Raw genomic sequence first — 13,693 nt, 5'->3', positions numbered from 1 at the left:
CTTATACAATGTGTGTTGTGTTTTATTTTGCTGGTGGCACAGGTAACCCTAGAATGCCAAGTGCACTGAGAACAATCGTGAAAATTAAAACCAACCAAATAACACGTGTAGAGTTCAATTTCTTTTGGCCCAACATCCAGTAAGTTAACAATGTGAGCAAAACTGGGATTAAGGCTGGCAAGATTCCATCTAATGTTGCTTGCATTTCTAACTTAACACCGTTATTTGTGTAAACCAGTGGCGTAGCTACCTTGATAACCGTTGGTATTAAAGCGCCAATAACAGTCACACCCAGAACAGTTGCCGCATTAGTAAAAGCAGAGAGTTTATCTTTTAATGTGGTTACTAATTTTACCCCTTGTTTATACCCTAGTGGAAGTAAAGCAGCGCGACCAAAGAGCAAGGCAATATTTGCAGCAATCCAGAGGAGACAGCCGACAGTCGAACCTTGCTGAGCTAAAGTTCCTGCAACAGAACCAAAGATTGTTCCCCAAATAACATGGAAAAGTGAATCTCCGACACCTGCAAGTGATCCCATGAGGGCCGTTTTCAAAGCCGCCACAGTTTCCTTCGCTTTATAACCTTCTTTTTCTTCAATGGCTACATCAATCCCCATAATCAAATTACCAAAAATAGCATTGGTATTGAAGAATTGGTTATGCGTTTTAGCCATATCTTTAAGTTCTTTATCGTCTTTGTAAAGCTTTTTCAGAACAGGCATGATGCCATAAAGATAACCTGAACTCATCATACGTTCATAGTTCCAGTTGAGCTGACTTCCCAAGATATAACGCCAGCTAATTTTATTTAAATCTTTTTTTGTAATTACTTCTTTATTGTTATTCATCACCGTCAAAGCCTCCTTCAAAGTTTTGGCCATTTGTTGTGCCTGCCTCAGCTGGTGCAGGCTTTGTGCTGTCACGTTTGAACACCAAGAGTGCTGCGACTACTCCGACAATCGCAATCCCCATCATCGGAACTTGTAAATATGCTGCAAGGAAGAAACCGACCATAAGATAGGGAATATATTGTTTCGTTGGCAAATAACGCAAGAGTATCGCCACACCGACAACAGGCAATGTGCCCCCAGCAACTTGAAGACCAGTCATCAACCATTCAGGCATTGCATTGGTCAAGGTTGTTACGGCAGCATCACCAACGATGAGCATGAGTAAGATGGGAATAGCACGAGATAGCCCCCAAAGAAATGAACCAGAGAGAACCAAACGTGGAATACGGCCGTATTGTTCTTTATCAATAGCTTTATCAACTCTGTGAAGCAGGAAGACATTACAGAAACGTGCCACAACGTCAAGTTGGAGCATCAGAAGTGAGACAGGAACAGCTAAACCAATACCATAAGCTGCGCCTTTCCCTGAAATAATAGCGAAGGCTGTACCAAGGACGGCACCTGTGAAATAGTCAGGTACAGAAGCTCCACCAAACGCTGCAATACCTAAGCGCATAAGCTGGAGGGTACCACCAACCATTAAACCAGTTTTCAAATCCCCCATGATTAAACCAGAAATCATACCGGCAATAGCTGGCTGAGTCAACGAATTCGAAATCAATGAATCATTGATGGCAATAAAAGCAAAAATTGTAATTAAAATGATTTGTAGGACTGTTAAATGCATTTTATCGTTCTCCTATTTGTTAAGTTTTTCCATAAAGTCAATGGCAGGCTCACTTGGAACCAATTGGGCTGTGATTTTAACACCACCAGCAGCAATTTCTTGGAAGATATTTTCTTCTTCCGGCATGACTTTGATGCTCTTTGTGACTTCTTTTGAACCTTCTTTATAGCTCATATTCCCTACATTAAGACTTTCAAGTTTTCCCCCTGCTTGAATAAATTTTAAAACATCGGCAGGTTTTTTAAAGAGAAGAAAAATTCGTTGTAAGCCATATTTCCCCGCATTGATATTTTCTGCTGCTTGGGCTACTGGAATAACTGAGAGTCGCATTGCTGACGGACAAGCCATGCGTAAAGATGATTTTTGCAAGTCATCGGCAGCGGCCTCATCATTGGCAACAATAATGCGTTGTGTTCCTAAGCTTGAAGACCAAATCCCAGCCACTTGTCCATGAATCAAGCGCTCATCAATACGCGTGTTCACAATCTTTGCTTTACCTTGATACTCAGAATAATCTGCCATATTAAGCGTTACTGCTTCTTGTGCCTTTGCTTCATTCAGCAAGTTTTTCGCATTAACCAGTGTTGTTCTGCTCGAAGTAACCAAATCATCAGCGGACGCAGTATCACTCACTGCTGCTTCTAAAACAAGAGAGAGGTTCATCCCAGCGATGATAGAAACATCATCATTATCTGTAAAATGCTTTAATGCCACGTTACAAGGTGTTCCTCCAAGTAAATCAGCAATAATTAAAGTTTCACCCTCTAAGGTGTGCATTTTTTCTAATAGCTCTTGTTCAAATTGGATATTATCACTATCCTCGGGCATACATACCACATGCATCTGTTCTTGCCGTCCGATGATCATCTCGAGACTTTCTTTCACCCCGGCAGCCATCGAACCATGGCTAATCAATACTATGTTTCTCATTTGACTCCTTATCAATCACGCAAGCGCTCTTTTATTTAACATGTTATCTTCTTGCATTATCAGTATATAACATATTAAGTAGCTTGTCAAGAGAAAATGTACACGGTTACATATTTTTTTGTAAAAAGCTCCCTAAAGCGCACTCTAAAGCCTTGTATATACAGCTTGCATATTCCAACTTAACATGTTATCATTCTAATATAAGTTATATAGATAGGAGTATTTCTATTGATTCCAAAGTATGAACAAATCAAACAAGACTTATTATCTGAAATCAAAAATCATAAATTTATCCCTGGGGATAAATTTTATTCAGAAGCCGATATTAAACGAAAATATGAAGTAAGTTCTATCACTGCGGTGAAAGCCTTAAACCAATTAACAAGTGCAGGTTACCTCTACCGTGTCCAAGGAAAAGGGACTTACGTTTCTAAATCGAAAATTTCCCAAAATGTTAAATTCTCAGATATCGAATTACATTCTCAAGATCACGAAACTGTCAAAGTTCTGTCAATAAAAGAGGAAAATGAGCCTTCAATCCTAAAAGAGCTTGGACTTACTCCAGACCAAAGTTATTATAAGATCGTTCGGGTACGTTATTTTGATGGAACCCCCTTTCTCTTACACTTTACACACCTCCCAAAAACTTTAGTCAAGGAGCCTGTGTCAGATCATTTAGAAGACTATTCGAGTGTCTATGAGCGAGTGAACAAAGACTTTGGTATCGATCTTTATTCCATGTCCTCTGTTGAAACAAATGAAATTATTTTTCCAGATGAAAGTGAGCTGTTAAACGCACTCAACTTAAGCTTCCGCGAACCTGTGGTTAAGCAGGTTAAACACACCTATCTTGTAGATAAGAGTGTTGCTGAATATATCGTCAGCTACAAACATTGGAAATACTTCAAAACAAAAATAGAAGTGGATGCCGAATAGCATCCACTTTTACTTTATTTTATTTTTACTTTAGAGTATCAAATACTGGTTGACTTGAAAAGTTTAAGCTGGTAATTTCTACAGCTTCTGTTTCAAAGACAAGAATTTCATTCTCTCCTTCATGGAGAAAGCCCTTCGGACAATACAAACTGTACACAGGCCCTTGGTTCCAATAACGACCAAGATTCTTACCATTCACAATGATAACACCTTTGCCATAGTTCGAGCAATCGATGAAAGTATCTGCCACCTTCTCCAAGCTCATATTAAAGCGATAAAAAGAAGGCTGTGCTGGATTTTTACCTGCACCAAAGTCAATTCCACTTAACTGTTCCGCAGAGAAATCTAAAGGATATTGTGTATAACCTTGGTGAAAATGTATGTCATGCATCATACCACCACGTATACCTTTTCGCTGACTTGGATGATTAAACTTAAAACCATAATTGACACGACCTAGATTCTCTACTAAACAGTCCACTTGAATCTCTTCCTGATTTTCCACTACATCCAACAATATTTCTTGCCCAATTTCTTCTTGGTATTGTGTGTGTTTATGTTGACCATCAAGATAAATTTGGAGACGGTCGCTCGCTTCAACAATCTTAAGTTTAGTCTCTTTACCATAATTTTTTAAGACAGTAGAATAAAGCATATAACCATAGCCTGTACCTGCTGCTTCTAAAGTGAGAGGATAAGAACTTGTTAAAGCCTTCATCATGTTATCTTTAGTCTTAAATAAAGACACACTCTCTGAAACTTTAAAAGAACCAAGATTTGCAATCTCCTTGACACGAGGCTGCGCTTGCCAAACATCTGGACACACTTCTTTGATCGCTTTTTGAACAGCATAATATTTGGCAGTAGGTTTCCCTGCCTCTGTGAGCAAGGCATCGTAATCATAGCTAGTAATTTGCGGTAGATTTCCCGTGTCACGCGCAGAGCAACCATTATAAAAGCCAAAATTGGTCCCACCGTGGAACATATAAAGATTAAGCGAACCCAGCTCCAACATGGCTTTAACTTCATCTGCTAAGTCTTGCGGATCACGCTTAATAATCGGTTCTCCCCAACGATTGAACCAACCATCCCAATATTCCATACACATAAGTGGCCATTTTTTGCCATGTTCTTTCATAAATCCTGCGAGCACTGCTGCGTTTTCTTTCGAACGGCTTCCGAAGTTTCCTGTAACCAAAACATCATCTTCGATCAAAGAACCCGCATCAAGCGCTGCCTGCCAAGCACCATCTGAAGTAAACAAGGGTACATTGATTCCATATTTTTTCATAAGTGCCATCGTTTGGCGAAGGTAATCCTTCTCCATCCCATAAGAACCATATTCGTTTTCAACTTGCATCATGATAACAGGACCACCTGCAGTGATTTGTAATGGTGAAAGATATGGAAGTAGTACCTTAAAATAGTTTTCCACCTTGGTCATAAAGCGTGAGTCTGTGGAACGAAGACGTATTTCTGATTCTTTCAGCAACCAAGCTGGCAGTCCGCCAAACTCCCATTCGGCACAGATATAAACAGAAGGCCGTAAAATAACCATGAGTCCTAAACTTTCAGCCAACTTAACGAAAGCACGAATATCTTTCATACCTTCAAAATCAAATACTCCTTCTTCAGGTTCATGAATATTCCACGGAATATAAGTTTCTACAGTATTTGCACCAAGTGCTTTCAGATTATAAAGGCTGTCTTCCCACTGACTTCGGGGAATTCTAAAGTAATGAATAGCACCACTTATTATTTTAACTGGCTTATTATCCAGCATAAATTCTTCTTTTATTTGAAATGTTTTCACTACTTCTCCTTACCAGTATCGGTTCCATTTATCATTTGCTAAGCGCATGAGCGCTTCAAAATAGAAATAATCGCCCCAGAGGTTAGGTTCATCAATACCTTTGCCTTCTGCAAAAGCATATACCCCATGTTGCAACAAACCTTCATTCCCATCTGCGGCCTCTGTGTAAAGTTCCCCCAGCTGATAAATGAGCCCCTTTGCAATACCTTCTGCTTCTGGATAAGCTTTTTGCTGTGCAGCTTCTAAGAATCCACACGCTGCAATGGCTGCTGCTGAACTGTCTTTAGCAGATGGCTCTGCATCTGTATAATCAAAATCCCAATACGGAATAAGGTCTTTAGGTAAATGGTTCAAGAAAACTTCTACCACAGAAGGGTATACCTCAGGAAAAATAGCGGAATGAATATAACTTTCATTAAGCGGAATTCCTAAAATAGCCCATGCCTGCCCACGCGCCCAAGTTGACGTATCACTATGTCCTTGATGTGTAGCTCCATACGCTGGCTGCCCTGTTTCGAGATCAAAATAATAAGTATGATAAGTACTTGCATTGTCACGGAAAACTGTTTTGAGCAAAGTCGCATAATGCTTCAGTGCTACTTCTTTGTAAATTGCTTTGCCAGAATATTCTGTTGCTGCAAAGAGCAAGGGAAGATTGATGAATGAATCAATAATGACACGATATTCTTTAGGATCGCCATACTTGCCCCAAGCTTGAATAAAATTACCTTTTTCTTGAAAACGGTGAAGCAAGACATCCGCAGCTTGGAGTAAAGTCGATTTATAAGTTTCATTTCCAGTTAACTTATAAGCCGCCCCCGCTGATAGACTATATAGAAACCCTATATCATGATGATCTAACACAAAATGATCGTCTAATCTCTTTTGGAAACTTTCCATATTGGCTTCGACACGATGTAAGAACTTTTCCTTCCCTGTATATTCATAAGCCAAAGCTATCATTCCTGTCCAAAATCCATTGGTCCAGTCGTCATTCCCCTTGATACGATATTTCCCATCTGTGGCACAAGCCGAAGGAAAATCATCACCAAAACGCTCCATGTTTCTTTCAATTTTTACAATTATTTTCTTTATTTGATTGTCCAGCCAAGCTTGGTCGATATTTTGACCGAGCTGAATTAATTTTTTCTTATTCATATTCATAACTCAACCTCTCTTAATATATTAACATGTTATATTATAACTTTTACTTGACAAAATAGCAAGAAATTTTTAATAGTCCAAGAAAAAGTCACAGCCGATCTTTTTATTGCTTGTAATTTTTTTATCCCTCAGGAACGCCAAAGTAAGCGTTATCCTGGTTTGTTGACAATCTGCTTAACATACTATATACTTACTCTTAGATAATATAACATGTTAAATTATTCTACTTATCATAGAGTAAAGGAGAATCTAGGAGTAAACGTTTGAAAGATTTAGATTAACTGTTCTAAGTCTCTTTTAGTGTCCTTTAAAAAGAGCATTGGGAATATAAATACACGGAGAATATGAAATGACAAAAAAACTATTTTATTTTATTGCTTTCTTACTTGTGAGCATTTCGGTAAGTTTCACATTCAGTCAACGGGCTACGGCAGAGAGCTATACTTCTGATTTCAGCAATCAGCTTGGGACTTGGGAGGATTTGGTTGGCCAAGCCGATAGAAAAATCTCTCAAGGACAGCTGAATATAGCTAATCAAAAGCTAAGTACAGGTTATGAAAGTATTTCGCTTAATACAGATGCAGGAAACCGTAGTTCTGGTGATGTGCAAATAACTTTTGTATACAAGGGACAAACAAATTTTGGACTTGTCTTTCGTGCCGGCGCAGGAAACACCAAAAATTATCAGTCCTTTGCTTATATGAGTAACGGAAACTGGCAGCTTGGTCAGCCAGGAGGCAAATGGATAACAGATATCCATAGTCAAAGTCTTGAGATCGGACAGACCTATAAGCTACTTCTACGTTATCAGGGCACGAGTGTTAAAGCTTACCTTAACGGCAAGATAATCTATGATAATCCCCATGTTACTTACAGCGATGGATCAACCATCAATGGGGACTGGACCGGTGCCACAGGTTTACGGCTTTTTGGTAATCTGAGTCAGCTGTCGCTCTTATCACTGAAAGCCGGCGAAGTGAACAGTAACCCTGAAGTTTTAGATACGCAGCAATTTATAAGCTTACGTGACAAGTGGAAGCAACAACTAATCACTGAAAATTATGATTCTAACAATGCTCCACTCGTCAAATATGTGAATACTTTGTCTAAGAATGCTCAAACTCTTTACCAAAGTATGAATCGTAGCCCTGATCGAAAAGAGTTGTGGCGTTTGAAAGCTGGCGATACTCCTTCTGCAAATCTGACGACTCAATTCTCTAATCTCTACCTTCTCTCACAGGCTTATGGCACTAAGGGAACAGATTACTATCTTAATCCCGAACTGCTCGCTGATATTCAGTCTGGTCTTGATTTTATGGTTAGTCAAAAGGGATACGATGGTCAGAAATACTATGGCAATTGGTGGGATTGGCAGGTTGGGATTCCTCAAAAATTTATTGGCAGCTTAATAATTCTTGGTGATAAGCTACCATCAGATAAAATACAGGAATATACCAAAGCAATCCAGTCCTATGTTCCAAATCCTTATCAGCAACTCTATACTAAAGCACAGGATGTATTTGTTGATCTGGCTTTCATTCCAAACTTTTCGACCACAGGAGCAAATCGAACAGACTTGGCCTTATCTGTGCTTGGCTTAGGGATTTTACAAGAAGATGAAAGTAAGATTGAGCTGGCCTCAAACAGTATCAAAGAAGTTTTTCAAACAGTTACCAAGGGAGACGGCTTTTATCCTGATGGCTCTTTTATTCAGCACAATAACATCCCTTATACCGGTTCTTACGGCAATGTTCTTGTGAAAGGTGTCGGACAAATCCTCGCTACCACCAAATATTCAAGCTTTGAAATGGACAGTCAAACTGTCTCAAACTTTGTCTCTACTGTTGAACAATCATTTATCCCTCTCATCTATCAAGGAACGATGCTTCCAGGTGTCAATGGACGATCAATCTCACGCGCTCCGAAAGATACACAGGTCGGCTACGGTTCAACCACGATGTATAATTTGCTTATCGTTGCTAACTTAGCACCCGAAGAAAGTCAAAAGAAGCTGCAAGAAGCAGTAAAATACTGGATGCAAACCAATCCTGATTATTATCTCAATAACACGAGGGATTATAATGACTTGCAGCTGACACTTTCTTTAATGGCAAATACTGCAATCACTGGAGATATGCTTCCCTTTACGGGAACAAAGGTCTTTGCCTCAATGGATCGTTTTGTTCAAAGTAATCCAAATTACATGACAAGCCTGAGCCTATACTCCAACCGCACCTCTTCTTTTGAAGCAGGAAACGGAGAAAATAAACGTGGTTGGCATACAGCAGATGGCATGTTTTATCTCTATAATAACGACGGTGTCCAATTTGGTAACAGCTATTGGCCAACGGTTGATCCTTATCGTTTGCCTGGGACAACCGTAGATACTGTAGCGCTTCAAGATGAAAATTCATCCTTTACTACCGTAACTTCTCCCGAAACATGGGTCGGTGGAGCAGCTGCAGAAAATCAAGCCGTGATGGGGATGGCACTTAATAAGCAAGGCACCAAAAACAACGGTACCGTCCTTCCCATGAATCTTCGAGCTAAAAAATCATGGTTTGTTCTTGAAGACCAGACCATTGCCTTAGGTGCGGGAATTAGCGGTGATACAACTGCTTCCATCGAAACGGTCGTGGACAATCGTCTTCTTAATGACGCATATCACTATCAAGTGATTTCAAATAAGGGAAATATCACTGATGCTTCTGAAGAAAGTAAAAAAGATTGGCTCCTCTTGCGGTCTGACCATCAAAATGCTTCGATTGGTTATTACTTCCCAACTTCATCAGACGTCACTGTGCAAAGTGAAAAAAGAACAGGAACTTACGCCGCAATCAATAGCGCCTTTCCAAGTGACAAAACCTATAGTGGCGAATATCGCAAATTCATGATAAACCACGGACAACATCCTCAAAATGCAAACTATGCTTATATTATTCTTCCTGAAGCAACGCAAGAAAAGCTTAAAAATTATACCCAAGATAATACTCTTAAAATTCTTGCAAACACCGAAAGTATCCAAGCTGTGCAAATGGAAACCGCTGGCTATTTAGGAATTAATTTCTGGGCTGCCACAGGAGGAAGCATAGCAGACATCACCACAGATAAACCAATTTCCTTGTTAAAACAAAACAAGCAAACCCAAACCACATACACAATCGCAAACCCCACCCAAACCAATGAAATTGCCCACATCCAATTGCCAAAAGATTTCAAGTATATCCTTTCGATGAGTGACGGCGTAAGCTTTGATGAAGCCACGCACACTCTAAGCATTGACTTTTCGGGCAGTGCGGGAAGTGCTAAACAAATTGTTGTGGAGTGATTTTCGTTAATAGGCATATAATTTATATTTCTTATTCGACTTTTTCAAGTCAAACCATCCTTACAAGGGGTGGTTTTTTTAGTTTCACTTTCGGAATAACTGGAAGATGGACTTAAAAAAGCATAGCCAGATATAACTATACTTTTTATAATCATTACTAGTTTTTTGCACATTAAGTATAGCACATGCTATGTTTAATACGAAGACAAATGAAAAAGCTTTTTAATAACGTTTTACTACGGTATGAAGTTAAAATAAATTATTTTTGACAACAAAAAAAAAAGAGCACATAAGCTCCATACTTAGTGCTGCTACCGTCAGGTCCTGACACGCTTCGTAAGAAACTTATTGCTCCGAAATTTATTATAACATACTTCTTCTTGTTTTGACAAGCTTTGACTTTATCAAAAGAATTTTATCATTTTCCTGATGATTTCCGCTCTTTATAAACTTCCATGGCACGTTCATAATCTTCTTTCATGGTTGGAAATTGTTTCTTGATAGCATTTGCTCCGATAAAGTAAAAGACAATCACCAAAATCAGTAGGACAAAATTTATCAGAGAAAGAATAGCTACAAGCATACTACCTTGGGGTTGCGCAATGAGCGTCATCACATAAAAAATAGACAATACATTGTAAACATAATAAAGAATGGGTGCTACATGGCAGATTTTAGGTGCGTGTATCCTTGCATAACCAACATGGGTGACAATCGCGAAGATAACAAGAATTACTCCTGCTGCATTGATCGTAAATCCAAGGAAGACAGCGATAAAAAGTACAATCAATCCAATAGGAATACTGATACTATTGAGCCACGCGCGATAGGGTGCTGTTTCTTCTTTGTAGCGCTGCTTGGGAGTTTTTTCGGCGTCCATGAGTTGTCCTCGTTTTTCTATTTTATCCTTTGTCTATGGTAACAAAAACTTACAGAAATTTCCTCTAAAAAAGAACAGTTACACCTGCTCTTTTTTTTCTTTATTTCTCTTTCTCCGATGTTGGAAAAAATCTTTCATGATATCGGCGCACTCAGCTTCTAAAATGCCACTTTCAACAGTTACACGATGATTGAGCCGTTTATCTTCCAAGATTTGATACAAACTTACAGCTGCTCCGAACTTGGGATTTGTTGCCCCAAAGTATACTTGTGGAATACGAGCTAAACCAATGGCTCCAGCACACATGACACAAGGTTCAATAGTAACAAACAGAGCACAGTCTAATAAACGCCAGTTCCCTACAGCTTCGTTCGCAGCTTCAATCGCACAAATTTCTGCATGGTGGGTAGCACGGCCATCAAGCTCTCGGCGGTTAAAGCCGCGTCCAATTATTTTACCTTCGTGTACAATAACCACGCCGATGGGCACTTCTTCATTTTCTGCTGCCTTTTGGGCTTCAAGCAGTGCTTGCTGCATGAAATATTCTTTTTCTTGCTGACTAAACTCCATCACACCGTCCATTTCATATGGGGTTGAGCCAAGTCAACAGGTATATTTCCTGCTGCTTCTTGCGCTTCTTCACGTAATACTTGCAAGTCACCAACTTGTGGCAAATGTGTGAGGATTAGTTTTTTCACATTGGCTTGTGCTGCTATTTCCCCAGCTTCTACACTGGACAAGTGATTCGGCATTTTGGCCTTATCCTTGAAGAAATAAACGTCAGCCAGCAAGATATCCGCATCTTTAGAAAAATCAACAAGTTCTGCAAAATAACCCGTATCTCCCGTATAAACTAAGACCTGTCCTGTCGCTCTCTCAACAATACGCATCGCGTAGCAAATAACAGGATGCACTGTTTTTAAGAACTGAATATCAAAGGGGCCGACAGATGTGCCCTTTTCGACATCATAAGCAATTCCCTCACTGACATTTTCCAAAGATAATTTTGAAAATTCGTATTCATTTTCCTGATGACCATAAATAGGCAACATCTCTGGTTTCACTGTTTGTAGCTGACGATATTGACGTAAAGCGCCCAAGTCTGCTATGTGGTCTTCATGGTAGTGGCTCAAGATGATTGCATCCAAATCATTGGGTGAAAGCTCATGCTCAAGTTCCGTCACGGCACGTGATCCAGCATCCAATAAAAGATTAAATCCCTCTTCACTTTGTAATAAATAAGAAGTTGTGCCTGCATCACGTGTGGGATAACCGCCCCATACACCAAGTGCTGTTAATTTCATATTGTCTCCTCTCTTTCAAACCTTAACATAAAGTAAACGATAATTAAAAATGTGCTGGATACAAGCAAAGTCCAGTTGCCAAAGATATCGGCACTATAAGTACCTAAAATAGTCCCTAGGAAGAAGGCACCGACCAGACTAGCAAAGACGCGAAAATTTTGTAGGTAGCGTTGTTCGTGTGTCAGTGCGTAATTCGTTAAGTTGACCATGGTTGATTTCAAATTTCCGGTCATCATGATACTTCCGTAGGGAAGTCCTCTTGTTTTACTGAAAGTATCGTGCTGAATGGCCATGAAGAATGATAAAAAGCCAACAAAAATGGAAACGGGTAATTTTAAAACCGTAGCATAGAGTAAGGTAAATACGGTCACGCCTGTCCACTGTAACAAAAGCAGATAAATCGTATCTGGTTTGTTCTTCTTTCTTAAGTAATAAGAATAAATGTTTTTAAAAATCACCCCACAAGAAAAGAAGAGAACAGGAATGATAAAATCTGCTACACGTACAAAATCTCCTTTGGCTAAATAAACCGCTGCCTGTATCATGTTCCCCGTTTGCATTCCGATGAAGCGCCCATCAAAATGGAAAAAGGAAAAAGCATCCATAAATCCAGCGTTCATCGCTAAGAGCGAGGCTACTCTTAGTTTTTCTCTCATTTCAGTGTTCATATTCTTATTATAGCATTCTAAAATCCTTTTGGCACAGTTATGTTTCGCTGATCTCCTATAGGCCACTTTTGCCCCTTTGAGCTGCATCAAAAAGAATTTTAAACGTAAATGATTTTTAAACAAAATACGCTGTCAAACTCTTTTGACACCTCCTTTTTTTGAAAATATAAAAAAATCGGCTTATAATGAAAGAGCATACATATCTAAAAATTGTCGAATTTTTAATAAAGATTTAAAAATATTAAGGAGAGCTTATGAAAGTTTCAATATTTTCCACTTGTGTGATGGACCTTATGTTTCCACAAGTTGGAATTGCAATGGTTGAAGTCCTCGAACGTTTGGGAATTGAAACAGACCTACCTGAACAACAGATTTGTTGTGGACAACCTACTTATAACTCAGGATTAGCTAAGGAATCCATGCCTACCATCAAAAACCAGATTGATACTTTTGAACCTTCTGATTATGTGGTTGGTATAGCCGGCTCTTGTTCAGGGATGTTCACTGAGTATCCACATATGTTCGATGAAGGTGATCCTTATAAACAAAAAGCAATTGATTTAGCAAATAAATCCTATGAATTCACTCAATTTCTTTATCGAGTATTAGGACTTGAAGATCTTGGTGCCACATTTAATGGCGAGAAGGCAACTTACCATCGTTCTTGTCACATGACCCGCATTTTAGGTGAACGAGAAGCTCCTTTTATCCTATTAGATAAGGTCAAGGGACTTGAGCTTCTTCCGCTGCCTCATTTAGAAAATTGTTGCGGTTTTGGTGGAACGTTCTCCGTTAAATCTCCTGAAATCTCTGAAATGATGGTTGCTGAAAAAACAAGGGATATCTTATCAACGGGTGCCGAAATCTTAATTTCTGCTGATTTAGGTTGTTTAATGAATATCGGTGGAAAATTGAATCGTGATGGCAAAAAGGTTAAAGTCATGCATATTGCTGAAATTTTAAACACAAATGTTGATTTAGAAAGAATAGATGCAATCAAAAATCCAGCATTTATAAAATAAAAAGGAGGAGA

General features: G+C 39.1%; 12 protein-coding genes and 1 other RNA gene. 3 read left to right on the top strand and 10 right to left on the bottom strand.

What is annotated here, in order from left to right:
• Positions 1-22: 22 nt before the first annotated feature.
• Genes VNN39_RS06380 through VNN39_RS06370 form a run of 3 tightly spaced genes read right to left on the bottom strand, consistent with a single transcriptional unit; the run spans position 23 to position 2,567 of the window.
• Entirely contained in the window at positions 23-847 is an 825-nt protein-coding gene (locus VNN39_RS06380) for a PTS system mannose/fructose/sorbose family transporter subunit IID (protein WP_019294115.1), read from the bottom strand.
• Positions 840-1,637: a PTS mannose/fructose/sorbose/N-acetylgalactosamine transporter subunit IIC gene (locus tag VNN39_RS06375; protein ID WP_213496003.1), complete on the bottom strand. Its 798-nt coding sequence runs from the start codon at positions 1,635-1,637 to the stop codon at positions 840-842. The genes VNN39_RS06380 and VNN39_RS06375 overlap by 8 nt, the downstream gene beginning before the upstream one ends.
• A 12-nt stretch (positions 1,638-1,649) precedes the next feature.
• Positions 1,650-2,567 (bottom strand): PTS mannose/fructose/sorbose transporter subunit IIAB, encoded by a 918-nt coding sequence (locus VNN39_RS06370; protein WP_338997111.1) that lies wholly within the window; start codon positions 2,565-2,567, stop codon positions 1,650-1,652.
• 228 nt (positions 2,568-2,795) lie between these two features.
• On the opposite strand from VNN39_RS06370, the gene VNN39_RS06365 reads away from it, so the two are divergent.
• A complete protein-coding gene (locus tag VNN39_RS06365; protein WP_165713467.1) occupies positions 2,796-3,503 on the top strand; it encodes a GntR family transcriptional regulator in 708 nt (235 codons plus the stop codon).
• A gap of 25 nt (positions 3,504-3,528) precedes the next feature.
• Here the strand turns inward: VNN39_RS06365 and VNN39_RS06360 are convergent, their stop codons facing one another.
• Positions 3,529-5,316 (bottom strand): beta-galactosidase family protein, encoded by a 1,788-nt coding sequence (locus VNN39_RS06360; RefSeq protein ID WP_338997108.1) that lies wholly within the window; start codon positions 5,314-5,316, stop codon positions 3,529-3,531.
• A 9-nt stretch (positions 5,317-5,325) separates the two neighbouring features.
• Complete coding sequence (locus tag VNN39_RS06355; protein WP_338997106.1) at positions 5,326-6,480, bottom strand: glycoside hydrolase family 88 protein; 1,155 nt, start codon at positions 6,478-6,480, stop codon at positions 5,326-5,328.
• Between the two features lie 349 nt (positions 6,481-6,829).
• Between VNN39_RS06355 and VNN39_RS06350 the strand changes: the two genes are divergently transcribed.
• Complete coding sequence (locus VNN39_RS06350) at positions 6,830-9,808, top strand: polysaccharide lyase 8 family protein (protein WP_338997104.1); 2,979 nt, start codon at positions 6,830-6,832, stop codon at positions 9,806-9,808.
• A 267-nt stretch (positions 9,809-10,075) separates the two neighbouring features.
• Here VNN39_RS06350 and ffs read toward each other — a convergent pair.
• The 5 genes from ffs to VNN39_RS06325 all read right to left on the bottom strand — a co-directional run bounded on the left by ffs (position 10,076) and on the right by VNN39_RS06325 (position 12,660).
• An RNA gene (ffs, locus tag VNN39_RS06345) (signal recognition particle sRNA small type) lies at positions 10,076-10,173 on the bottom strand.
• A 53-nt stretch (positions 10,174-10,226) separates the two neighbouring features.
• The gene (locus VNN39_RS06340; protein WP_213495999.1) at positions 10,227-10,688 is read right to left on the bottom strand and encodes a hypothetical protein; all 462 of its coding nucleotides are present in this window, start codon (positions 10,686-10,688) and stop codon (positions 10,227-10,229) included.
• Between the two features lie 78 nt (positions 10,689-10,766).
• Positions 10,767-11,258, bottom strand: coding sequence for a tRNA adenosine(34) deaminase TadA (gene tadA, locus VNN39_RS06335; protein WP_338998099.1), 492 nt, complete (start codon positions 11,256-11,258; stop codon positions 10,767-10,769).
• A complete protein-coding gene (locus VNN39_RS06330) occupies positions 11,258-11,992 on the bottom strand; it encodes an MBL fold metallo-hydrolase (RefSeq protein WP_213495998.1) in 735 nt (244 codons plus the stop codon). Before VNN39_RS06330 ends, tadA begins: the two co-directional genes overlap by 1 nt.
• Entirely contained in the window at positions 11,989-12,660 is a 672-nt protein-coding gene (locus tag VNN39_RS06325) for a YoaK family protein (protein WP_014025116.1), read from the bottom strand. The genes VNN39_RS06330 and VNN39_RS06325 overlap by 4 nt, the downstream gene beginning before the upstream one ends.
• A gap of 254 nt (positions 12,661-12,914) precedes the next feature.
• On the opposite strand from VNN39_RS06325, the gene VNN39_RS06320 reads away from it, so the two are divergent.
• Positions 12,915-13,682, top strand: coding sequence for a (Fe-S)-binding protein (locus tag VNN39_RS06320; RefSeq protein ID WP_338997101.1), 768 nt, complete (start codon positions 12,915-12,917; stop codon positions 13,680-13,682).
• Positions 13,683-13,693 lie beyond the last annotated feature (11 nt).

This window comes from Lactococcus formosensis (assembly GCF_037892375.1).
GTDB lineage: Bacteria > Bacillota > Bacilli > Lactobacillales > Streptococcaceae > Lactococcus > Lactococcus formosensis.
This window is presented reverse-complemented; position numbering and strand designations above follow the sequence as displayed.

Excerpts from the sequence above, each read along its gene's own strand:
- VNN39_RS06375 (WP_213496003.1), bottom strand. The coding sequence starts at position 1,637 with ATGCATTTAACAGTCCTACAAATCATTTTAATTACAATTTTTGCTTTT.
- VNN39_RS06320 (WP_338997101.1), top strand. The coding sequence starts at position 12,915 with ATGAAAGTTTCAATATTTTCCACTTGTGTGATGGACCTTATGTTTCCA.
- tadA (WP_338998099.1), bottom strand. The coding sequence starts at position 11,258 with ATGGAGTTTAGTCAGCAAGAAAAAGAATATTTCATGCAGCAAGCACTG.
- VNN39_RS06380 (WP_019294115.1), bottom strand. The coding sequence starts at position 847 with ATGAATAACAATAAAGAAGTAATTACAAAAAAAGATTTAAATAAAATT.
- VNN39_RS06355 (WP_338997106.1), bottom strand. The coding sequence starts at position 6,480 with ATGAATATGAATAAGAAAAAATTAATTCAGCTCGGTCAAAATATCGAC.
- VNN39_RS06350 (WP_338997104.1), top strand. The coding sequence starts at position 6,830 with ATGACAAAAAAACTATTTTATTTTATTGCTTTCTTACTTGTGAGCATT.
- VNN39_RS06330 (WP_213495998.1), bottom strand. The coding sequence starts at position 11,992 with ATGAAATTAACAGCACTTGGTGTATGGGGCGGTTATCCCACACGTGAT.
- VNN39_RS06325 (WP_014025116.1), bottom strand. The coding sequence starts at position 12,660 with ATGAACACTGAAATGAGAGAAAAACTAAGAGTAGCCTCGCTCTTAGCG.
- VNN39_RS06340 (WP_213495999.1), bottom strand. The coding sequence starts at position 10,688 with ATGGACGCCGAAAAAACTCCCAAGCAGCGCTACAAAGAAGAAACAGCA.
- VNN39_RS06370 (WP_338997111.1), bottom strand. The coding sequence starts at position 2,567 with ATGAGAAACATAGTATTGATTAGCCATGGTTCGATGGCTGCCGGGGTG.